This window comes from Pantoea sp. Cr_R13 (assembly GCF_029222565.1).
GTDB classification, from domain to species: Bacteria; Pseudomonadota; Gammaproteobacteria; order Enterobacterales; family Enterobacteriaceae; genus Pantoea; species Pantoea eucalypti.
On sequence record NZ_JARHXL010000014.1, the window covers coordinates 40,751 to 61,383 of the forward strand.

The 20,633-nt window shown below is 53.5% G+C and carries 22 protein-coding genes; 11 read left to right on the forward strand and 11 right to left on the reverse strand.

The genetic code is table 11. The features are described 5' to 3' along the window. Positions 1-109: 109 nt before the first annotated feature. The 4 genes from pfkA to cpxP form a co-directional block, all read right to left on the reverse strand. The gene (gene pfkA, locus P2R09_RS14420; protein WP_003851263.1) at positions 110-1,072 is read right to left on the reverse strand and encodes a 6-phosphofructokinase; all 963 of its coding nucleotides are present in this window, start codon (positions 1,070-1,072) and stop codon (positions 110-112) included. A gap of 207 nt (positions 1,073-1,279) precedes the next feature. Continuing rightward, positions 1,280-2,182 (reverse strand): CDF family cation-efflux transporter FieF, encoded by a 903-nt coding sequence (gene fieF / locus P2R09_RS14425; protein WP_003851265.1) that lies wholly within the window; start codon positions 2,180-2,182, stop codon positions 1,280-1,282. A gap of 243 nt (positions 2,183-2,425) precedes the next feature. Continuing rightward, complete coding sequence (locus P2R09_RS14430) at positions 2,426-2,581, reverse strand: general stress protein (RefSeq protein ID WP_003851267.1); 156 nt, start codon at positions 2,579-2,581, stop codon at positions 2,426-2,428. A gap of 454 nt (positions 2,582-3,035) precedes the next feature. Further along, entirely contained in the window at positions 3,036-3,545 is a 510-nt protein-coding gene (cpxP, locus tag P2R09_RS14435) for a cell-envelope stress modulator CpxP (RefSeq protein ID WP_275770793.1), read from the reverse strand. Positions 3,546-3,693: 148 nt separating this feature from the next. Here cpxP and cpxR point away from each other — a divergent pair, with 148 nt between their 5' ends. The 3 genes from cpxR to trmL are packed head-to-tail and all read left to right on the forward strand — an operon-like array spanning position 3,694 to position 6,277. Continuing rightward, positions 3,694-4,392, forward strand: a complete 699-nt coding sequence (gene cpxR, locus P2R09_RS14440) for an envelope stress response regulator transcription factor CpxR (protein ID WP_275770794.1) — start codon at positions 3,694-3,696, stop codon at positions 4,390-4,392. Beyond that, the gene (gene cpxA, locus P2R09_RS14445) at positions 4,389-5,768 is read left to right on the forward strand and encodes an envelope stress sensor histidine kinase CpxA (protein WP_275770795.1); all 1,380 of its coding nucleotides are present in this window, start codon (positions 4,389-4,391) and stop codon (positions 5,766-5,768) included. Before cpxR ends, cpxA begins: the two co-directional genes overlap by 4 nt. Positions 5,769-5,803: 35 nt before the next feature. Next, complete coding sequence (gene trmL / locus P2R09_RS14450) at positions 5,804-6,277, forward strand: tRNA (uridine(34)/cytosine(34)/5-carboxymethylaminomethyluridine(34)-2'-O)-methyltransferase TrmL (RefSeq protein WP_003851277.1); 474 nt, start codon at positions 5,804-5,806, stop codon at positions 6,275-6,277. Here trmL and cysE read toward each other — a convergent pair. The 5 genes from cysE to P2R09_RS14475 all read right to left on the reverse strand — a co-directional run bounded on the left by cysE (position 6,274) and on the right by P2R09_RS14475 (position 9,394). Then, complete coding sequence (cysE, locus tag P2R09_RS14455) at positions 6,274-7,095, reverse strand: serine O-acetyltransferase (protein WP_003851279.1); 822 nt, start codon at positions 7,093-7,095, stop codon at positions 6,274-6,276. The two genes, trmL and cysE, sit on opposite strands and share 4 nt — an antisense overlap. A 68-nt stretch (positions 7,096-7,163) precedes the next feature. Then, positions 7,164-8,180: an NAD(P)H-dependent glycerol-3-phosphate dehydrogenase gene (gene gpsA / locus P2R09_RS14460; RefSeq protein ID WP_275770796.1), complete on the reverse strand. Its 1,017-nt coding sequence runs from the start codon at positions 8,178-8,180 to the stop codon at positions 7,164-7,166. Then, a complete protein-coding gene (gene secB / locus P2R09_RS14465; RefSeq protein ID WP_003851281.1) occupies positions 8,180-8,650 on the reverse strand; it encodes a protein-export chaperone SecB in 471 nt (156 codons plus the stop codon). Before secB ends, gpsA begins: the two co-directional genes overlap by 1 nt. Before the next feature lie 38 nt (positions 8,651-8,688). Beyond that, the gene (grxC, locus tag P2R09_RS14470) at positions 8,689-8,943 is read right to left on the reverse strand and encodes a glutaredoxin 3 (protein WP_008926942.1); all 255 of its coding nucleotides are present in this window, start codon (positions 8,941-8,943) and stop codon (positions 8,689-8,691) included. 19 nt (positions 8,944-8,962) lie between these two features. Further along, the gene (locus tag P2R09_RS14475) at positions 8,963-9,394 is read right to left on the reverse strand and encodes a rhodanese-like domain-containing protein (protein WP_003851285.1); all 432 of its coding nucleotides are present in this window, start codon (positions 9,392-9,394) and stop codon (positions 8,963-8,965) included. Between the two features lie 252 nt (positions 9,395-9,646). Between P2R09_RS14475 and envC the strand changes: the two genes are divergently transcribed. From envC to P2R09_RS14495, 4 genes are all read left to right on the forward strand, one after another. Then, positions 9,647-10,948: a murein hydrolase activator EnvC gene (gene envC, locus P2R09_RS14480; RefSeq protein ID WP_275770797.1), complete on the forward strand. Its 1,302-nt coding sequence runs from the start codon at positions 9,647-9,649 to the stop codon at positions 10,946-10,948. A 3-nt stretch (positions 10,949-10,951) separates the two neighbouring features. Continuing rightward, the gene (locus P2R09_RS14485) at positions 10,952-11,854 is read left to right on the forward strand and encodes a divergent polysaccharide deacetylase family protein (RefSeq protein ID WP_275770798.1); all 903 of its coding nucleotides are present in this window, start codon (positions 10,952-10,954) and stop codon (positions 11,852-11,854) included. 103 nt (positions 11,855-11,957) lie between these two features. Then, entirely contained in the window at positions 11,958-13,187 is a 1,230-nt protein-coding gene (locus P2R09_RS14490; RefSeq protein ID WP_275770800.1) for a glycosyltransferase, read from the forward strand. Continuing rightward, positions 13,180-14,091, forward strand: coding sequence for a hypothetical protein (locus P2R09_RS14495; protein WP_275770801.1), 912 nt, complete (start codon positions 13,180-13,182; stop codon positions 14,089-14,091). The genes P2R09_RS14490 and P2R09_RS14495 overlap by 8 nt, the downstream gene beginning before the upstream one ends. Positions 14,092-14,119: 28 nt before the next feature. Here the strand turns inward: P2R09_RS14495 and tdh are convergent, their stop codons facing one another. Both tdh and P2R09_RS14505 read right to left on the reverse strand, forming a co-directional pair. Then, positions 14,120-15,148: an L-threonine 3-dehydrogenase gene (tdh, locus tag P2R09_RS14500; protein ID WP_008926947.1), complete on the reverse strand. Its 1,029-nt coding sequence runs from the start codon at positions 15,146-15,148 to the stop codon at positions 14,120-14,122. Positions 15,149-15,158: 10 nt separating this feature from the next. Then, positions 15,159-16,355, reverse strand: a complete 1,197-nt coding sequence (locus P2R09_RS14505) for a glycine C-acetyltransferase (RefSeq protein WP_008926948.1) — start codon at positions 16,353-16,355, stop codon at positions 15,159-15,161. Between the two features lie 230 nt (positions 16,356-16,585). On the opposite strand from P2R09_RS14505, the gene rfaD reads away from it, so the two are divergent. From rfaD to P2R09_RS14525, 4 genes are read left to right on the forward strand one after another with little or no spacing between them, the layout of a single operon-like run. Then, a complete protein-coding gene (rfaD, locus tag P2R09_RS14510; protein WP_010258257.1) occupies positions 16,586-17,518 on the forward strand; it encodes an ADP-glyceromanno-heptose 6-epimerase in 933 nt (310 codons plus the stop codon). 17 nt (positions 17,519-17,535) lie between these two features. Beyond that, the gene (gene rfaF, locus P2R09_RS14515) at positions 17,536-18,591 is read left to right on the forward strand and encodes an ADP-heptose--LPS heptosyltransferase RfaF (protein WP_275770803.1); all 1,056 of its coding nucleotides are present in this window, start codon (positions 17,536-17,538) and stop codon (positions 18,589-18,591) included. Beyond that, positions 18,579-19,556, forward strand: a complete 978-nt coding sequence (gene rfaC / locus P2R09_RS14520) for a lipopolysaccharide heptosyltransferase RfaC (RefSeq protein ID WP_003851302.1) — start codon at positions 18,579-18,581, stop codon at positions 19,554-19,556. The genes rfaF and rfaC overlap by 13 nt, the downstream gene beginning before the upstream one ends. Then, the gene (locus P2R09_RS14525; RefSeq protein ID WP_275770804.1) at positions 19,553-20,629 is read left to right on the forward strand and encodes a glycosyltransferase family 9 protein; all 1,077 of its coding nucleotides are present in this window, start codon (positions 19,553-19,555) and stop codon (positions 20,627-20,629) included. Before rfaC ends, P2R09_RS14525 begins: the two co-directional genes overlap by 4 nt. The last annotated feature ends 4 nt before the right edge of the window (positions 20,630-20,633 follow it).

Consider the following 20,633-nt stretch of genomic DNA (forward strand, 5'->3'; position numbering starts at 1 on the left):
TGACATAAACCATTACAGAGCTAAAAGAATTAAAAATAAGTTGTTATAACCGGGGGGAATATAGAGGGAGGATGCCGGGGCATGCTGTGCAGCACGCCCCGCAGAAGAATCAGTAGAGTTTTTTCGCCGTGTCGAGCCAGTCGCGCTTGAACGGACGTTTCATGTTTTCAATCGCGTCGACGATGTCGTGATGCACCATCTTCTCATTCTGAATACCGACGCAACGGCCACCGTAACCCTGCATCAGCAGTTCAATGGAGTAAGCGCCCATACGTGAGGCCAGGATACGGTCATACGCACAAGGTGCGCCGCCACGCTGAATATGGCCCAGAACGGTCGAACGGGTTTCACGTTTGGTTTCTGTTTCAATGAAACGCGCCAGGTCGTCGATATCGCAGATATGCTCGGTAATCGCCACAATAGCGTGCTTTTTACCTTTGGCGATGCCTGCTTTGATTTCCGCTACCAGCTCTTCGCGGGTGTACGGGAATTCTGGCAGGACGATGAACTCGCAGCCACCAGCAATCGCCGCCGCCAGGGTCAGATCGCCACAGTAGCGGCCCATCACTTCAACAATCGAGATACGCTGATGCGAGGAAGAGGTGTCACGCAGGCGGTCTATCGCTTCAACCACAGTTTCCAGCGCAGTGAAATAACCGATGGTGTAATCCGTTCCGGCCACGTCGTTGTCGATGGTGCCTGGCAAACCAATGCAGGGGAAGCCCATTTCAGTCAGGCGCTTAGCACCCATGTAAGATCCGTCACCACCAATCACCACCAGTGCATCGATGCCGCGCTTTTTCATGTTCTCAATGGCAACCTGGCGCACATCTTCATTACGGAACTCGGGGAAACGCGCTGAGCCCAGGAAAGTGCCGCCGCGGTTAATCATGTCGGAGACGCTGTAGCGATCAAGATTGATCATGCGATCTTCGTACAATCCCAGATAGCCATCATAGATCCCAAAAACTTCCAGTCCTTCACTCAGCGCGGAACGTACCACTCCACGAATAGCTGCGTTCATGCCTGGGGCGTCACCGCCGCTGGTTAATACACCAATTTTTTTGATCATGACAACCTCTGGATTGTTCAAAACTAAGGGTTAATCCTGCCTGTCGATCGCTGCAGAAGATCATTTCACGATTAGCGCGACATGTGATGGCAGATAGTATATCAAAGGCTTGCTGCTGAATTGATTCAGGTCAGACAACTTTTCACTATTTTTTGCAGCAAAGTTAGCGCTACGTCATCCCTTCCGTATCGATTTGATTCATTTACGTTAAAAACCTAAAGAGTCCCTGGTCTCAGACGGTACCACAGAACAGGGATCCTGATGGATAATTACGTCAGACCCGGGAAATTCTTTGCGTAATGCTTTCTCAACCTGGTCGGCAACCCGATGCGCCTGAACCAGTGGCAGCTGATCTTCCAGTTCCAGATGAAGCTGAATAAATTTGGTCGGGCCGGACTGCCGGGTTCGCAGATCATGTACGCCCTGCACCTGCGGCCAGTTTGTCGCAAGCGTCAGGATTTGCTGCCGTTCATTTTCCGGCAATGCGCGATCCAGCAATGACTGTACGGCTTCGTAGCCCATCCGCAATGCGCTATAAAGAATGAAAACACCAATCCCCAGCGCAAACAGGGCATCCGCCCGTACAACGCCATAGCTGCTCAGCACCAGCGCAATCAGTATGGCGCCATTCATGATGACGTCGGATTGATAGTGCAGCATGTCAGCCCGAATGGCCTGACTGCGGGTTTTACGCACTACCCAGCGCTGAAAGGCAACCAGTACCAGCGTTGAGCTCAGTGCCACAATGGTTACTACAATACCAACACCCGGCGCCCGCATCTCGCTGGGGGAGGCAAGATGCTGCAGGCCGGTCAGAAACAGAAACAGTGCCGAGCCGGAGATAAACATACTTTGTGCCAGCGCCGCCAGCGACTCCGCTTTGCCGTGCCCGAACGTGTGATTTTCATCAGCAGGCTGCAGCGCATAGCGCACCACCAGCAGGTTGGTTAGCGATGCAGCGATATCCACCAGCGAGTCCACCAGTGAAGCCAGCAAACTCACTGAACCGGTGTACCACCAGGCAAAAATTTTCACGAGTAACAGCACAGACGCAAGAATGGTGGCCGCGAGCGCAGCACGCTTTACCAGTCGGCCATAAGAGTGTTGCATGCCAGATTCCCTATGCAGCATCAGTGAAGATGCACACTTAAAGAGATGAATGGCTGAAGTTTAACACCGGGAGGCGGGCTGTGCTTAGGAGGTCATTCGATGAAGAAGGCTGTTTTGAAATCGCGACAGGAATAAGCAGGTACAAAAAACAAGCCCCGGCCTGGGAAGGACGGGGCGAAGTGTTATACACATCATTGCCTGGCTACTTTCAGCCGCGGGCTAATTCCAGGAACGTGTCGGCGACTACTTTTTGCCGCCTTTTTTCCCGGCTTCAGATGCTTTTTCACGATCGTTTTTGAAATTTCCGCCGCCGCTGTTCTGTCCGCCTTTTTTGCCAGCTTCAGACGCTTTTTGCGGATTATCTGCGAAATTACCTGAACCACCACGATGCTCTGCCATAACTTACTCCGTTAATAGATTTATCAGGACTACATAATGTGGTTGTTGCTCCCTGAGACTTCGCAAAGACACTTAACTTCCCTGCAGTGACAAGATTTAGTGTAGAAGGTGTGACTGAACCAGCAAGCGTAACGCGGGGAATGTATCTCACTGAAAAATATGATTAAAATGTTAATGACTTGTCTGCAATTCATTTAGTTTCAGTAAGTTATGATATTTTCATGATGAAAAAATGCTCACCGGCTCGCTTAAATTTACAGCATGTTCCAGATATTAAGAAATCAGCGATTCTTCCCAACAAATTACCGACAAGCGCTAATAAAACGGGGGTTTTGTTGTGCGGTGATGATTCCTGTCAAAATAAAAAAAGTGAAAAAAAGATAAAAAAAACCCCCACCATCATGGTGGGGGAAGACAGGGATGTGTCTATGGCAAGGAAAACAGGGATACTATATTACTGGTTACTGCTGGTACTACTCACTGCCTGCAGCGATGAAGCTGACTGCAAATTCGAAAACTGTCGCAGCTCGTTAAGTCGCCGCTGGTAATTTTTCTGTAACGCGGACTGCTGGGCCGGCGTTAGCAGTTGAAACATTTGATTCTGTACGCGCGCCATCTCGACCTGTTGTTCAACCTGAACCCTGGCGATGACTTCCGCCTTTTGGCGAATGGCCGCTTCGTTAAACTGGTCTGCAGTCACTAATTCGTGTAATGCAGCGATATCGTCAACATGAACGACCGGGCGATCATGTCTTGCCTGTTGCATCAGGTCTCGCATCTGCTGACGCTGTTCTTCAGTCAGCTCGATGCCGTCGAACATGTGGCTTTGCGGATTTTGCGTCATACTGCCTGTCGGCAATCCGCCATGATGCATCTCGTCAATCGTCGTCGCATCTTTAGCATCTGCGCTGGCGACACTCAGAGCCATCGCTGAGGCAAGGACGACGGCGGTTAATTTGCGCATCGTACACTCCAGTTCGTTCCGTTTTGCGATTCAACGAGAGCCAGTGTACGGCGACAGCTGCAAACATCCGTCAGGGGGTGTAAAACTACGTAAAGCGATGGATAGGTGCGCCAGGAACACGGTATTTTGCCTGCGGAGGGCTACAAAAATGAATAAAATCCTGTTGGTAGATGACGACCGCGAATTAACTTCGCTTTTAAAAGAACTGTTAGAAATGGAAGGGTTTGAAGTGGTCGTCGCCAGTGATGGTGAACAAGCGCTGAACCTGATCGATAACTCGATTGATTTGCTTTTACTGGATGTCATGATGCCGAAGAAAAACGGTATCGACACTCTGAAAGAACTGCGTCAGCAACATCAAACCCCCGTCATCATGCTAACGGCGCGCGGCAGCGAGCTGGATCGTGTTCTGGGCCTCGAACTGGGCGCAGATGACTATCTGCCTAAGCCGTTTAACGATCGCGAGCTGGTGGCGCGTATCCGCGCTATTTTGCGGCGTTCTAACTGGAGTGAACAGCAGCAGCAACACGACAACAGCTCGCCCACACTGGAAGTGGACTGCCTGAGACTCAATCCCGGCCGTCAGGAGGCCAGTTTTGATGACGTTACGCTGGATTTGACCGGCACAGAGTTTACCCTGCTCTATCTGCTGGCGCAGCACCTGGGCCAGGTCGTGTCGCGCGAACATCTGAGTCAGGAAGTGCTGGGCAAACGCCTGACACCTTTTGACCGTGCCATTGATATGCATATCTCGAATCTGCGTCGCAAGCTGCCTGAGCGCCGTGACGGTCATCCCTGGTTTAAAACCTTACGTGGCCGTGGCTACCTGATGGTTTCCGCATCATGATTGGAAGTCTGACCACCCGTATCTTCGCCATCTTCTGGTTGACGCTGGCGCTGGTGTTGATGCTGGTGTTGATGGTTCCCAAGCTCGATTCACGACAGATGACCCCGCTGCTGGAAAGTGAACAGCGGCAGGGCATCATGATTGAGCAACACGTTGAAGCAGAGCTGTCACAGGATCCCCCTAACGATCTGATGTGGTGGCGTCGTCTGTTTCGTGCCGTGGAAAAATGGGCACCGCCGGGTCAGCGGCTGCTGTTAGTAACCAGTGAAGGTCGGGTGATTGGCGCGCAACATAATGAAATGCAGGTTATCCGCAATTTTATCGGCCAGTCTGACAATGCCGATCATCCTCAGAAGAAGAAATATGGTCGCGTTGAGCTGGTAGGGCCTTTTGCCGTTCGCGATGGCGAAGATAACTACCAGCTTTACATGATCCGTCCCGCCAACAGCTCTCAACTCGACTTCGTTAATCTGCTGTTTGACCGTCCGTTGCTGCTGCTTATCGTCACCATGCTCATCAGCTCACCGCTGCTGCTGTGGCTGGCCTGGAGCCTGGCACGTCCGGCACGTAAGCTGAAATATGCTGCTGACGAAGTCGCAAGCGGGAATCTACGTCAGCATCCGGAACTGGAGTCGGGTCCGCAGGAGTTTCTGGCTGCGGGTTCCAGCTTTAACCAGATGGTCAGTGCGCTGGAACGGATGATGACCGGTCAGCAACGTCTGTTATCGGATATCAGTCATGAACTTCGCACTCCACTTACCCGCCTGCAACTGGCTACCGCCCTGCTGCGTCGGCGTCAGGGTGAAGGTAAAGAGCTGGGCCGCATTGAGATGGAAGCACAGCGTCTTGATGGCATGATTAACGATCTGTTGGTGCTCTCCCGCACCCAGCATAAAAATGCGCTTGTCAGCGAAGCAATGAAGGCGAATCAATTGTGGAATGGGGTGCTGGAAGACGCCCGTTTCGAAGCTGAGCAGATGGGCAAGAAGATGGATATTCCCTATCCGCCAGGCCCGTGGCCGCTTTATGGCAACCCTCATGCGCTGGAGAGTGCGCTGGAAAATATTGTGCGCAATGCGCTGCGCTATTCACACACGCACATCAGCGTCAGCTTCTCCGTTGATATTTCCGGTATCACGGTCCACGTTGATGACGATGGTCCTGGCGTGAGTCCGGAAGATCGCGAACAGATTTTCCGTCCTTTCTATCGAACCGATGAAGCGCGCGATCGCGAATCAGGCGGCACCGGTCTTGGCCTGGCAATTGTCGAAACAGCCGTGCAGCAACATCGCGGCTGGGTTAAAGCCGATGACAGCCCATTAGGCGGTTTGCGTCTGACCCTCTGGTTGCCGCTCTACTCCTCCGGCCGTCAATAATTTGCTATGCTTCGGCCCCTGTCATCGGGGGCCTTATGCTTAACATTGTCTTGTTTGAACCAGAAATTCCGCCGAATACCGGCAATATCATCCGCCTTTGCGCCAATACGGGCTTCCAGCTTCATTTGATTCAGCCGCTCGGCTTTGCCTGGGATGACAAGCGCTTACGTCGCGCCGGACTGGATTATCACGAATTCACCGCCATTAAATTCCATGCTGACTATCAGGCGTTTATCGCCACTGAGTCGCCTGAGCGTCTGTTTGCACTGACGACCAAAGGGACGCCTGCACACAGTGCCGTGGCCTATCAGGCGGGCGATTATCTGCTGTTTGGGCCGGAGAGCCGCGGATTGCCTGCTGAGATCCTGGCCGCGTTACCGGCGCAGCAAAAAATCCGCATCCCGATGAGAGCAGAAAGCCGGAGTATGAATTTGTCGAATGCTGTATCGGTTGTGGTTTATGAAGCGTGGCGCCAGCTTGATTACGCGGGCGCGCTGATCAAAGACTAGATGCCGTCGCCAAACTGAAAACCGGCCAGGCTGCCATTGAAGTGCTGATCCATATCCATCGACGGCTTCTCACTGCCTGGCTTACCGACAATACGCGCGGGAACGCCTGCTGCAGTGGTGTGTGGCGGCACGGGCTGTAACACCACGGAACCGGCACCGATTTTTGCTCCCTTGCCGACTTCAATATTGCCAAGGACTTTCGCGCCGGCACCAATCATCACCCCTTCACGGATTTTCGGATGACGGTCTCCACTGGTTTTGCCGGTACCGCCCAGCGTCACCGATTGCAGGATCGAAACATCATTTTCCACCACGGCGGTTTCACCAATCACTATGCCTGTGGCATGGTCGAGCATAATGCCGTGGCCAATATGGGCGGCGGGGTGAATATCGACAGCAAAGGAGACTGAGATTTCGTTCTGCAGGTAAACCGCCAGTGCGCGTCGGCCTTCATTCCACAGCCAGTGGCCAATGCGGTAGGCCTGTAAGGCGTGAAAACCTTTAAGGTAGAGCAGCGGCGTAGAGTATTTATCCACTGCCGGGTCGCGCTGACGCACTGCCTGAATATCGTAAGCCGCTGACATAATCATCGACGGATCTTCACGATAGGCTTCTTCAACGATTTCACGAATGGCGATGGCGGGCATAATCGGGTTAGCTAGCTTGTTGGCCAGCATATAACTCAGTGCGCTACCGAGATTTTCATGTTTTAGCAATGTCGCGTGGAAGAAGCTGGCAAGCATCGGCTCACAATCAGCCAGGGCACGCGCTTCTGCTTTGATATTGTTCCAGACCAGTTCTAACTCATCAGACGACATTGCTGCTTTCTCCCGATAAAAAAAGCGCCTGAATGGGCGCTGCAGGTAATGATGCTACGCGTCCTGCGTTAGCCAGTGCTGTTTTCGTCCTTCCTTGTTCGTCCCAGCAAGCTCAATGCTGCATCTCTCGCCGGTTTTTCGCAATACAGCACCTGATAAATCTGCTCGGTAATCGGCATTTCCACACCCAGCCGCGCAGCCAATGCCTTGACTTCTTTGGTGTTTCTATAGCCTTCTACAACTTGTCCGATAATGCGTTGTGCGCTATCTACATCCTCGCCCTGGCCCAGCATCATGCCAAAACGGCGGTTACGCGACTGATTATCAGTACAGGTCAGTACCAGATCGCCCAGACCGGCCATGCCCATAAACGTCGTGGGATCGGCACCCAGCGCTGCACCTAACCGGCTCATTTCAGTCAGACCGCGGGTGATCAGTGCGGTACGCGCATTCGCGCCAAAACCTATTCCGTCGGAGATTCCGGCTCCGATAGCAATCACGTTTTTCACTGCGCCGCCGAGTTGTACGCCAATAAAGTCAGGGTTGTTATAAACACGGAAGCTCTTACCGCAGTGCAGTTTTTGCTGCAGGTCGTCAGCAAACTGCGCATCCGTTGCGGCCAGCGCGATGGCGGTCGGTAATCCGGCTGCCAGTTCTTTTGCAAAAGTGGGTCCGGAGATGACGGCCAGCGGAATAGCATCGCCGACAATTTCACGCGCCACATCCTGCAGCAGACGACCCGTCTCTTTTTCCAGCCCTTTAGTCGCCCAGACAATGCGTGAGTCTGGTCGCAGATGAGGCTTGATCTGCTGCAGCACATCGCCAAAGACATGACTCGGCACCACGATCAATAAGTCGCGGCTGGCAGCAATAGCTTTGGTCAGATCAGATTCAAGGGAAAGATTGTCAGGAAAAGGGACATCAGGCAGGAAAGCGGTGTTACAGCGGTCACTCTGAAGTTGAGCCAGATGCGTTGGGTTATGTCCCCACAACATCACCGGATGGCCGTTACGGGCCAGCGTAATCGCCAAAGCGGTGCCGTAAGAACCGGCACCGATGACGCTAATCGAAGCGTGAGTTTCCATCAGGCATCCTGATGTGGTTCAGCACCTTCTTCACCTTGCTGCTGCTGCAGATAGTTCATGAACAGCGCATCAAAGTTAACCGGTGCCAGGTTCAGCTGCGGGAAGGTACCACGGGATACCAGACTGGTAATGCATTCGCGAGCGTACGGGAACAGAATGTTCGGGCAGTATGCACCCAGGCAATGTGCCATCTGCGTTCCTTCGATACCGCTGATGGTGAAGATACCGGCCTGCTGAACTTCACACAGGAAAGCCGTCTCTTCGCCCACAGTCGCGGTTACAGTCACACGAAGTACCACTTCGTAAACTTCGTCAGCCAGCTGAGAAGATGCAGTGTCCAGATCCAGTTTAACGTCCGGTTCCCACTCTTTCTGGAAAACCTGCGGGGCATTAGGCGCTTCAAAAGAGATGTCTTTGGTGAAGACGCGCTGAATCTGGAATTGCATTTCGTTCGAGTTATGTTCTGACATGTGACCAAATCCTATGTATGAGATTGTCCGGCGTAAAATTACGCCTGCAGTAAGGGATCTAAACCTTCGCGATTATCGAGTGCGAATAAGTCATCGCAGCCGCCAATGTGCTGCGCATCAATAAAAATCTGAGGCACGGTGGTACGGCCGCTACGCTTGATCATCTCTTCGCGTTTCGCCATGTCCCCATCAATAGGGATCTCCTGAAACGATACGCCTTTTTGCGTTAACAGCGCCTTCGCCCGATGGCAGTAAGGACAGGTGGCCTTGGTATACATTTCAACATTTGCCATGATCAACACCTCTGTATGATTATTTACCGCGTACTAATGGCAGATTTTCACCACTCCAGCCACTGATACCATCTTTCAGCACTGAAACCTGCTCAAAGCCTGCAGCGCTCAGGTGCGCAGCAGAATCACCCGCGCTTTGTCCGGTTGCACATACCACAATTATGGGCTGCGCTTTGTGCTTTGCCAGTTCGTCAATGTTGCCTTTTTTAATCTCAGCGGCTGCCACATTTACAGCGCCTGAAATATGCCCTCTGCGGAAATCGTCGCGCGAACGCACGTCTACCACTACCGCGTCCTCTTTGTTAATCAGGCGGGTTGCTTCACCGCGGCTGATCGTTTTTACCTTAGAGAACATTCCTTTAACGGTAGTCACAATCACCAGAACGAGTAAAACGACCCATGCCAGACTCAGGATGGGGTGATTGCTTGCAAACTGCATAATTTCTTGCATGAGGGGTAACGACTCCAGACCGGGCTAATAAGCTAAAACAAGGGTTCTGAGTATACCTGCGCCACTTCGCATGTACAGATGCTATGCGGCCAGAGTATCGATTTGTGCGCCATTTTCCAAAAAAAGTGGCTGAATAGCAAAAATGGCGTAAGGCTTAATGTATGTCATTGCGAAAGTAGACATAACTGGAAAAGCAAATGCCAGTGGGGAGCACTGGTAAGCGGCGGTTCATCGTGGAATAATCATTGGCCTATGAAGGGAAAAACAACCGTTTCGCACACAAGGACCCGTCGCAACGGCGATAACCTGCCGTTGTTCTTACACCTGTCCAGCCTCTCCCTTAGCCTGCTTTGTGCGGGGGCACTGTTATTGCCTGCCGCAGCCCAAAGTGCAGAAGACAGCAAATCTCAGTTGCAGTCCATTCAGCAAAACATTGCTGAGAAAGAGAAAAGCGTCAAAGCGCAGAAGGTGCAACGCAGCAAATTACTGGATCAGCTGCAGAGCCAGGAAAAAATCATCGCGCAGGCAAGCCGTCAGCTGCGTGACACCCGCAATAGCCTCACCGCCCTGAATGATGAGATCAAGCAGCTCACCACCTCCATCGCCCGTCTTGAAAAACAGCAAACTCAACAGGAAAGCCTGTTATCCGAGCAGCTTGATGCGGCGTTTCGTCAGGGTAAGCACAACGGAGTACAGCTTTTGATGGGCGGTGAAGAGAGCCAGCGCAGTGAGCGTATTCTGGCCTATTTTGGTTATATGAATGCTGCCCGCCAGAAAAGTATTGAATCGCTGCAAAAGACGCGTCAGGACTTAAATCAGCAACGCGTCACACTTGAGCAAAAGCAACAGCAGCAGAAAGACTTACTGGCACAGCAGCAGGGCCAGCAGCAGAAGCTGCAACAGGCGAGCGAAGCACGTAAAAAAACCCTGACGTCGCTGGAAAGCGCGCTGGAAAAAGATCAGGCCGATCTGGTCGAGATGCGCCAGAATGAAAGCCGTCTGCAGGATAAAATCGCCCGGGCGGAACGCGAGGCGCGCGAGCGTGCAGCCCGCGAAGCGCGTGAGGCTGAAAAAGTGCGTCAGCGTCAGGCGCAGGCGAAAGCCAAAGGCTCCAGCTATCAGCCGACCCAGAGCGAACGCGAACTGGTGGCGCGTACTGGTGGGCTCGGTCGTGCGGGCGGTCAGGCGTTGTGGCCGGTTCGGGGACGCATTGAACATCGCTTTGGTGAACAACTACAGGGTGAACTGCGCTGGAAAGGCCTGGTGATTGATGCGCGGGAAGGCACCGAAGTCAAAGCTATCGCCGATGGTCGTGTGCTGATGGCCGACTGGTTACAGGGCTACGGTCTGGTGGTGGTGCTGGAACACGGTAAAGGTGATATGAGTCTGTATGGCTACAACCAAAGTGCGCTGGTGAGCGTGGGTACGCAGGTGAAGGCAGGGCAGCCTATTGCACTGGTGGGCACCAGTGGTGGCCGTGGAACCCCATCGCTCTATTTTGAAATCCGACGTCAGGGACAGGCCGTCAATCCACTCCCGTGGTTAGGAAGATAAGTTTTGCTGCAACGTCGAAAACTCCCCGTTCTGATGAGCGCCCTGCTGTTCTGCTCCGCTGCGCAGGCGGGCAAACTGTCCATTGTCATTGATGATGTTGGCTATCGCCCTGCCGAAGAGAACAAGGTTCTGCAGATGCCGCAGGCTATTTCAGTAGCCGTATTACCCAACGCACCCCATGCCCGTGAAATGGCAACTAAAGCGCATCAGGGGGGTCACGAAGTATTGATCCATCTGCCCATGGCGCCGCTGAGCAAACAGCCGCTGGAAAAAGATACCTTAACGCCGGAGATGAGCAGCGAAGAGGTCGCCCGCATCATGCGCAATGCGGTTAACAACGTGCCTTATGCCGTGGGTCTGAACAATCATATGGGCAGCAGGATGACCTCAAGCCTGCCCGGTATGCAGAAGGTGATGCAGGCGCTGAACCACTATAATCTCTACTTTCTTGATAGCATGACCATCGCCAATAGTCAGGCTATTCCTGCCGCGCAGGGTACCCAGGTCAAAGTGTTAAAACGCCGGGTCTTCCTTGATGACAGCCAGGATATCAACGCCATCCGCCAGCAGTTCAGTCGGGCGGTGAAGCTGGCGCAGCGCGATGGGTACGCCATTGCCATTGGGCATCCCCACCCTAACACCGTACGGGTGCTGCAGCAGATGTTACCCACACTGCCAGCCGACGTTACGCTGGTTCGCCCCAGCCAGCTATCGAACGAATCTCTTCACAGTAACTCACGGACGCCTGTGGCACCGACAAAACCTGTGACGCCGCGCTTCCGGCCTGCCGACATATGTAAACCGAAGCAGCCGCTGACGCCGGTTCCGGCGACCAGAGCCTTGACGGTCATTGCCGAAAGTGTGAATAACAGTCCGCTGTTTAAAATGCTGAAAAATCTGTTCTGAATTTGCCATGAATGCTAAGTGCTGAGCTTAGCGTTCATTTATATACAGAAATTACTATAATCCTGGGTCAGGCAATAACAGACTTTGCGGAAACAGTGTAGGGATGACGATTAATAAACAAAAAATCCTGCTGCTGGACAATGGCAGAGAGTGGGGCGGCGGCACCAACAGCATGCTGGAGTTGCTGAAACGTATCGATCGTCAAAAGTTTGATATTACCTGCTGCTTCTATCACAACTACAGCCGTGGCAACGACGAAACCATTGAAGCCACGTTGAATGCGCTGGCTATTCCGGTCTTTTTTATTCCGCAAATCAGGCAACCACGCTGGGCGAAATTTTTTAAAGAAGCCGCTCGGGCGCTGCTGTTTTTTAATAAAAAACTCAGGAAACGCGCCATCGATAAGGTTGATACACACTGGCGCATTATGCCCAATGCAAGCAAAATCAATTCATTGCTGCAACTGGGGAAATTTGACACGCTCTACATGAATAACCAGCCCAGCACCAATGTGGAAGGTTATCTGGCGGCGCGCAGCCTGCCGGTCGCGGTGGTTCAGCACTGCCGTATCGATCCGGTTCTGGAACCGCGGCTGGTTAACATGGTTAATCAGGATTGTCAGGCGGTCATTGCCGTGTCACAGGGTGTTAGTGACACCTTACGCCGCCATGGCGTGGAAGCGGAGCGCTGTTTTACCGTCAGTAATGCTATCGATATCAACCAGCCTCTGCCCAGCCGTCTTGACGTACGCCAGCGTTTTAAACTCTCTCCGTCGACCTTTGTGTTTGGCACGATCGGCTCGCTGATATTACGTAAATCTAATCACCACATTCTGCAGGCTCTGGGGCGTTTTAAACGCGCCAACCCCGATGCAGACTGGCGAATGGTGATTGTCGGAGCGGGCCCGGAGCTTCAGCATCTGTTGCAACTGGCTACCGCAGAGAACATCCAGCATCACGTGGTCTTTACGGGCTTCCAGAACAATGCGATGGATTACCTTACAGCCTTTGATACCTTTATTCTTGCCTCACGCAGTGAAGGCTTGCCAAGGGTTGTGCTGGAGGCGATGCTGGTAAATACCACCGTCGTGGGCTCCCGCGTAGTCGGCACTGCCGAATTGATCAGTCATGATGAAACCGGGTTGCTGTTTGATTATGGCAACGTGGTGCAACTGACACAGCATCTGACTGCGCTGTGGCAGGATGCGGAGTTACGTCAGCGCCTGACCAATGCGGCAGCGAAACGCGTACGTGAACAGTACGCTATTGAAACCTATATCAGCGGCGTCGAGAATATTTTGCAAAGCGTCGCCAAAAAGAAACCTCATGCTTAATTTTTTGAATCCCCGTTACCGTCATATCAGAGCGCGCCATAATCTGCCTTATTCAAATAGAGCGGTTCAGGGCACTGTGCCGGTCACTTCTGTCGTGATTCCCTGCACTGGCGCGGACTATATTGAAGAAGCCCTGCTCAGTGCTGATTTTGCGGCGCGCTTTGCGACAGAAGCAGAAGAGATTGTGATAGTCAGCGATCAGCCCGCTCACGCCTTTGGCAGCCTGCCCGTAAAAACCCGCGTGGCAACGCTGGATGTCCCACATCGGGAAGAGAGCTACCGTTACAAACAGATCTATCGCAGCCGTTTAATCAAATTGCAGGCGCCCCTGCAGGCAAAAGGCGACGGCATTCTGATGATCGATTCCGACCTCAATCTGCTTAAGATGCCTGAAATCAAGATGGGTCCAGGCCATCTCTACTCCAGTTTTCGTCAGGGAAAAATGATTGCCAAGCTGGAGGGTGCGCCGGATGAAGCGATTCCCGCCTATTATCCGCACAGTATCAGGCCCTATCTGACAGACCATGTTAACGGCGCTTACCTGGCTGCTACGCGAGAAGTCTGGCAGCGTATTTCACCGCTGTGGCTGACGCTGTTTAATGATACCTGGAATTTAATGAACGACAGCCAGCCGCCTACCGATCAGCTCCCGCTAGCGGTGTTACTGGACATGCTGGATATTAAAACCGTCAATCTGGGGGAATGGGCTAACTGGCCGGTCTCGAAGAAAATTGGCGGACAGTCGGCGGTGATCCCACCTGAAGTGGTTGGCGCTCACGGCGGATTCCCGTTGTCGGAATGGCAAAAATACCTGACCGATCCGCAACAGCCGCTGAACTTTAAAGGCCAGGACTATACGCGCAAAGTCCGCTACCTGACCGATGAAGAGAAAAAGCAAGGCTAATCAGGCGGCCGCCCCGGCGGCCGTTGTTTTAATTCCAGTTCAGTATCACCTTTCCCGAACGTCCTGAACGCATCTCATCAAAGCCCTGCTGGAAATCGTCAATGCCAAAGCGATGGGTAATCACAGGCGTTAAATCGAGGCCGGACTGGATCAGTGCTGCCATTTTGTACCAGGTTTCAAACATTTCGCGGCCATAAATTCCCTTGATAAAAAGCCCTTTGAAGATCACCTGATTCCAGTCTATCGCCATCTCCCCCGGCGGAATGCCCAGCAATGCAATCCGCCCGCCGTGGTTCATCACCTCCAGCAGGCTACGAAACGCAGGCGGTGCACCGGACATTTCGAGCCCGACATCAAACCCTTCCGTCATACCCAGCGAATGCATCACATCCCGCAAGTTCTCATTCGCCACATTGACCGCTCGCGTGACACCCATTTTCCGCGCCAGCTCCAGGCGGTACTCATTGATGTCCGTGATCACAACGTTACGTGCACCGACATGGCGACAGACCGCTGCAGCCATAATGCCAATTGGGCCTGCGCCGGAGATCAGCACATCCTCGCCGACCAGATCAAACGACAGTGCGGTATGTACGGCGTTGCCGAAGGGGTCGAAGATTGCCGCCAGCTCATCAGAAATATTGTCGGGTATTTTGAACGCATTGAAGGCCGGAATGACCAGATATTCCGCGAAGCACCCCTGGCGGTTAACGCCCACGCCCATCGTGTTCCGGCATAGATGCGTGCGTCCAGCGCGGCAGTTGCGGCAGTGCCCGCAGGTGATATGCCCCTCACCTGAGACCCGATCGCCAATCGTAAAGCCTTTCACTTCCTGTCCTATCGCAACCACCTCACCCACATATTCATGACCGACAATCATCGGTACCGGGATGGTTTTGCGTGACCAGTCATCCCAGTTATAGATATGGACATCGGTGCCGCAGATGGCGGTTTTACGAATTTTAATCAGCAGATCATTATGACCGGGCTCAGGAACCGGCGCATCGGTCACCATCCAGATGCCCTCTTCCTTCTTCAGTTTGGCGAGTGCTTTCATGACGGACTCCTCAGGCGATGACGCCCAGTTGTTTGCCGATGCGGGTAAAGGCCGCCACCGCACGCTCCAGTTGTTGCTGGGTGTGCGCCGCTGAGATTTGAGTGCGAATACGTGCCTGACCTTTTGGCACCACCGGATAGAAGAAACCGGTCACGTAGATACCTTCCTGCTGCAGCAGGTGGGCAAACTGCTGGGCGACGCTGGCTTCACCCAGCATCACCGGAATAATGGCGTGGTCGGCACCGGCCAGCGTAAAGCCCGCGGCCGTCATCTGCTCCCGGAAGTAACGGGCGTTATCCCACAGACGCTGACGCAGCCCATCGCCTTCGCTGAGCAGATCCAGCACCCGCAGTGAGGCAGCCACAATGGCCGGGGCAAGTGAGTTGGAGAACAGATAAGGACGGGAGCGCTGACGCAGCCACTCCACTACTTCAGCTTTTGCTGCAGTGTAGCCCCCGGACGCGCCGCCCAGCGCTTTACCCAGTGTGCCGGTAATGATGTCGACCCGACCCATGACATCGCAATATTCATGGGTTCCGCGTCCGGCATTCCCGACAAAGCCCACCGCATGGGAGTCATCCACCATCACCAGCGCGGAGAACTCATCTGCCAGATCGCAGATGGCGGGCAAATTCGCAATCACCCCATCCATAGAGAAGACGCCATCAGTTGCGATCAAAATATGACGGGCACCTTTATCGCGCGCCTCCTGCAGACAGGCGCGCAACTGCACCATGTCATTATTGGCATAGCGATATCGCTGCGCTTTGCACAGCCGGACGCCATCAATAATGGAGGCGTGATTCAGCGCGTCGGAAATTATTGCATCCTGGGCATCAAGCAGGGTTTCAAACAGGCCACCGTTGGCATCGAAACAGGAGGAATAAAGAATGGCATCCTCCATGCCCAGAAAGTCTGCCAGCCGCTTTTCCAGCTGCTTATGGCTATCCTGGGTGCCGCAGATAAAGCGCACCGACGCCATGCCAAAACCATGCGAATCCATCCCCGCTTTCGCCGCCTGAATCAGCGCCGGATGGTTCGCCAAACCTAAATAGTTATTGGCGCAGAAGTTAATCACTGCCGGATCGCTGCCCACTGCGATCTCCGTCTGCTGGGCAGAGGTGATGATCCGCTCTTGTTTAAACAGTCCTTCCTGACGTGCATCATCAAGTTGCTGACGAAGTTGTTGATAAAATTGCGCAGGCATCATTGCTCTCCTCAGATGGCAAAAATCTGGCATATCTTACTGAACAGGCCGCTTCTTCACGATAAATCGCCCAACAGAATGTCATTTTTGCAGCATAGTTCACGCCGCGAGGATGTACACACAAAGCGTTACAGAGTCATCTGGCTGTCTGCACCCTGATGAAATGTTATGATGTGAGGTATTCGTGTGTGAAACCTCCTGTTTCACCCCACAACGTTGAAGGTAACAACATGATTATCGTAACTGGCGGCGCAGGAATGATTGGCAGCAACATCGTCAAAGCGCTGAACGATCGCGGTCACACCGACATTCTGGTGGTGGATAATCTGAAGGATGGCACCAAGTTTGCCAATTTAGTCGACCTGGATATCGTCGATTACATGGACAAAGAAGAGTTCCTGATGAGCGTAATGGCGGGCGATGATTTAGGCCCGATCGAAGCGGTATTCCATCAGGGTGCCTGCTCCTCCACCACTGAGTGGGATGGCAAGTACATGATGGAAAACAACTATCAGTACTCCAAAGAGTTGCTTCACTTCTGTCTTGAGCGCGAGATCCCGTTCCTCTACGCCTCTTCTGCAGCGACCTACGGCGGACGCAACGAGAATTTCATTGAAGAGCGCCAGTATGAGCAGCCACTGAATGTCTATGGCTACTCCAAAATGCTGTTCGACCACTATGTCCGCCAGATGCTGCCGGAAGCGAATTCGCCGGTTTGCGGCTTCCGCTATTTCAACGTCTACGGACCGCGTGAAGGCCATAAAGGCAGCATGGCAAGTGTGGCTTTCCATCTGAACACGCAGATCAGCAACGATGAAAATCCAAAACTGTTTGAAGGCAGTGACGGCTTTAAACGTGACTTCATCCACGTTGATGATGTGGCGGAAGTGAACCTGTGGTGCTGGGAAAATGGCGTCTCCGGAATTTACAACTGTGGCACAGGCCGCGCCGAATCCTTCCAGGAAGTGGCTGATGCGGTCCTGAAATTCCATCAGAAAGGCCAGATCGAGTACATCCCGTTCCCGGAAAAACTCAAAGGACGTTATCAGGCTTATACCCAGGCCGATCTCACTAAGCTACGCGCCGCGGGTTACGACAAGCCATTTAAAACAGTGGCCCAGGGCGTTGCTGACTATATGGTCTGGCTGAACCGCAACGCATAAAGGAAGCTGCTCCGGCGATGAAAATTCTGGTAATCGGCCCGTCATGGGTCGGCGATATGATGATGTCGCAAAGTCTCTATCGCACACTCAAGGCCGAACATCCGGATGCAGTGATTGACGTGATGGCGCCTGCGTGGTGCCGTCCGTTGCTGTCACGCATGCCGGAGGTGAATCAGGCGCTGGCGATGCCGCTAGGGCATGGCGCACTGGAAATTGGTGAGCGTCGCCGTCTGGGAAAAGTGCTGCGCGCCAGTCACTACGACCGTGCTTATGTGCTGCCTAACTCCTTTAAGTCGGCGCTGGTCCCCTTCTTCGCCGGAATAAAACGCCGCGTCGGCTGGCGCGGTGAAATGCGTTATGGCCTGCTGAACGATTTGCGGGTGCTGGATAAAGCCGCCTTTCCGCTGATGGTTGAACGCTACGTTGCACTAGGCTACGACACGCCTGTTGCCTCGGCGGCGCAACTGCCACAGCCGCTGTTATGGCCGAAATTGCAGGTTGAAGAGCAGGAAAAGATTGAAACGGCTGCACAGTTTCAGCTTGCGGCGACCCGTCCGATTATCGGTTTTTGTCCGGGCGCTGAATTTGGTCCGGCCAAACGCTGGCCGCACTATCATTACGCCACGCTGGCGAGCCAGTTGATTGCTGACGGCTTCCAGATCGTGCTGTTCGGCTCTGCTAAAGATCGTCCGACAGGTGAAGATATTATCGCTGCGCTGCCTGAAGCGGCGCGTGGCCATTGCCGTAATCTGGCGGGCGAAACCCAGCTGGAACAGGCGGTCATTCTGCTGGCGCAATGCCGTGCTGTGGTCAGCAACGACTCCGGCCTGATGCATATTGCCGCGGCGCTGGATCGTCCACTGGTCGCGCTCTATGGCCCCAGCAGCCCTGACTTCACGCCGCCGCTGGCACGTCAGGCGCGCATTATTCGCCTGATTACTGGCTATCACAAAGTGCGCAAAGGCGATGCCGAACAGGGTTATCACCAGAGCCTGATTGATATCCAGCCTGAGCGCGTACATCAGACGCTGAGCGAACTGCTCGTGCCACAGGGGGTGCCATGCACGTCCTGATTGTTAAAACCTCTTCCATGGGCGATGTTCTGCATTCGCTCCCTGCTCTGACCGATGCAATGCATGCTATTCCCGGCATCCGTTTCGACTGGGTGGTGGAAGAGAATTTTGCGCAGATCCCTGGCTGGCATCCCGCCGTCGACAAGGTGTTACCGGTCGCGATTCGCCGCTGGCGCAAACACTGGTTTGGCAGTCAGCAGCGTGAAGAGCGCGTGCAGTTTAAGCGCGAGTTACAGTCACGTGAGTATGATGTCGTGATTGATGCGCAGGGGCTGATCAAGAGTGCCGCACTGGTCACCCGTTTATCGAAAGGGGTGAAGCATGGACAGGACAGCCGCAGCGCGCGTGAGCCGTTTGCCAGCTGGTGGTATGACGTCCGCCATGAGGTGAGTAAACGGCAGCACGCGGTTGAGCGAACGCGCGAACTCTTCGCCAAAAGCCTGGGCTATGAAAAGCCGCAACACCAGGGTGACTACGCGATTGCCGGGCACTTCCTGCATCATCTGCCCGCTGACGCACAGCATTACCTGGTCTTTCTGCATGCTACAACCCGTGACAACAAGCACTGGCCGGAATCACACTGGCGACAGCTGATTGAACTGATGCAGCCGAGCGGTCTGCGGGTGAAACTGCCCTGGGGTGCTGAGCATGAGCATCAACGTGCACTGCGGCTTGCAGAAGGATTTGGACATGTCGATGTCCTGCCTAAGCTGACGCTGGACGCGATAGCCCAGCAGCTGGCAGGCGCGCGGGCGGTGGTCTCGGTTGATACCGGATTGAGCCATCTGACGGCGGCACTGGATCGTCCCAATCTGACGCTGTATGGCCCGACCGATCCCGGCCTGATTGGCGGTTACGGGCAGAACCAACAGGCTCTGAGCGCCCCGAATCATCGTCTGGCGGAGCTGACTGCTGACTCGGTGGCAGAAAAACTGCAGGCCGTTATTACGGAAAACACGCCATGAACTATGTGTTGATCTACCTGCTGCTGCTGCCTTTCCGGGCGATTATGCGGCTGTTCTACCGGCCAACGGGTCGCAGCTTAATCATCCAGACGGCGAAGATCGGTGATTTTATCAATATCACCCCGATGCTGCGCGCGCTGGGTCAGTCTGAGCTGTTGATCAGCAAAGCGGTGGAGCCGCTGGCGCGTCACGATGACACAGTCAGCCGCTATTTTCTGATTGAAGACGCAAAGCGCAGCTTTTTTGCCAAACTGAAGCTCGCGTTCACCCTGATGAACCGCTATGACAACGTTTATCTGGTGCAGCCAAATAGCGTAAACCTGTTCTTTGCCGCGTTATGCAATGCACCGAACAAGCAGTTTCTGCGCACCTATGTGCGTAAGTCCTACCATAAAACCTTCTATCGCAGCGCCAGCGGCATTGTCGACCACACTAAAACGGATCTGACGCTCGACAGTTACCTGAAGCTGATTAACCGCGACTATCGCTATACCGATTTTCCCAAACATGCGACCTCGCCACTCTGGCAGCCGCCTGCGCCGCCCGCTGCGCTGCTGAGTCCGCGCAGCGGCATTAAAATAGGCATCAGTATTTCTGCCGGTAACAGGGCCAAGACGATTCCTGCCAGCATCTGGCAGCAGCTGATGACGTCGCTGTCTGACCTGCCCTGCACCTTTTATGTGTTTGGCCCGCCAGCCGAGCAGCCATGGCTGGATGAGTTACTGAGCCTGACCGGCCCAAAAGAGAATATTGTCAGTCTGATTGGTGAGCTAAAGCTGGAAGAGGTTCCCTGGGCCATTTCTCAAATGGATTTCTACATCTGCTCTGACTCTGGCAATGCCTATATTGCGGATGCGCAGCAGATCCCGGTGATCGTGCTTTATGGGCCATGTGATATCAGAGAACAGCGTCCGGTCCATAATGCACTGTTTATAGGACCGGAAAATATTGCTGCATCGTCGTTCATTTTTTCCGCTCCTTATAGGTTTGAGCAACCCGCTGAAAAATTATTCGAGCTGGATCATGATAAACTGACTAGAATACAAACGTTTATTACTCATAATCTGGAATAGTGAA

Bases quoted from the DNA above. Each gene is read 5' to 3' on its own strand.
- pfkA (WP_003851263.1), bottom strand. From the start codon at position 1,072: ATGATCAAAAAAATTGGTGTATTAACCAGCGGCGGTGACGCCCCAGGC.
- fieF (WP_003851265.1), bottom strand. From the start codon at position 2,182: ATGCAACACTCTTATGGCCGACTGGTAAAGCGTGCTGCGCTCGCGGCC.
- P2R09_RS14430 (WP_003851267.1), bottom strand. From the start codon at position 2,581: ATGGCAGAGCATCGTGGTGGTTCAGGTAATTTCGCAGATAATCCGCAA.
- cpxP (WP_275770793.1), bottom strand. From the start codon at position 3,545: ATGCGCAAATTAACCGCCGTCGTCCTTGCCTCAGCGATGGCTCTGAGT.
- cpxR (WP_275770794.1), top strand. From the start codon at position 3,694: ATGAATAAAATCCTGTTGGTAGATGACGACCGCGAATTAACTTCGCTT.
- cpxA (WP_275770795.1), top strand. From the start codon at position 4,389: ATGATTGGAAGTCTGACCACCCGTATCTTCGCCATCTTCTGGTTGACG.
- trmL (WP_003851277.1), top strand. From the start codon at position 5,804: ATGCTTAACATTGTCTTGTTTGAACCAGAAATTCCGCCGAATACCGGC.
- cysE (WP_003851279.1), bottom strand. From the start codon at position 7,095: ATGTCGTCTGATGAGTTAGAACTGGTCTGGAACAATATCAAAGCAGAA.
- gpsA (WP_275770796.1), bottom strand. From the start codon at position 8,180: ATGGAAACTCACGCTTCGATTAGCGTCATCGGTGCCGGTTCTTACGGC.
- secB (WP_003851281.1), bottom strand. From the start codon at position 8,650: ATGTCAGAACATAACTCGAACGAAATGCAATTCCAGATTCAGCGCGTC.
- grxC (WP_008926942.1), bottom strand. From the start codon at position 8,943: ATGGCAAATGTTGAAATGTATACCAAGGCCACCTGTCCTTACTGCCAT.
- P2R09_RS14475 (WP_003851285.1), bottom strand. From the start codon at position 9,394: ATGCAAGAAATTATGCAGTTTGCAAGCAATCACCCCATCCTGAGTCTG.
- envC (WP_275770797.1), top strand. From the start codon at position 9,647: ATGAAGGGAAAAACAACCGTTTCGCACACAAGGACCCGTCGCAACGGC.
- P2R09_RS14490 (WP_275770800.1), top strand. From the start codon at position 11,958: ATGACGATTAATAAACAAAAAATCCTGCTGCTGGACAATGGCAGAGAG.
- P2R09_RS14495 (WP_275770801.1), top strand. From the start codon at position 13,180: ATGCTTAATTTTTTGAATCCCCGTTACCGTCATATCAGAGCGCGCCAT.
- tdh (WP_008926947.1), bottom strand. From the start codon at position 15,148: ATGAAAGCACTCGCCAAACTGAAGAAGGAAGAGGGCATCTGGATGGTG.
- P2R09_RS14505 (WP_008926948.1), bottom strand. From the start codon at position 16,355: ATGCCTGCGCAATTTTATCAACAACTTCGTCAGCAACTTGATGATGCA.
- rfaD (WP_010258257.1), top strand. From the start codon at position 16,586: ATGATTATCGTAACTGGCGGCGCAGGAATGATTGGCAGCAACATCGTC.
- rfaF (WP_275770803.1), top strand. From the start codon at position 17,536: ATGAAAATTCTGGTAATCGGCCCGTCATGGGTCGGCGATATGATGATG.
- rfaC (WP_003851302.1), top strand. From the start codon at position 18,579: ATGCACGTCCTGATTGTTAAAACCTCTTCCATGGGCGATGTTCTGCAT.
- P2R09_RS14525 (WP_275770804.1), top strand. From the start codon at position 19,553: ATGAACTATGTGTTGATCTACCTGCTGCTGCTGCCTTTCCGGGCGATT.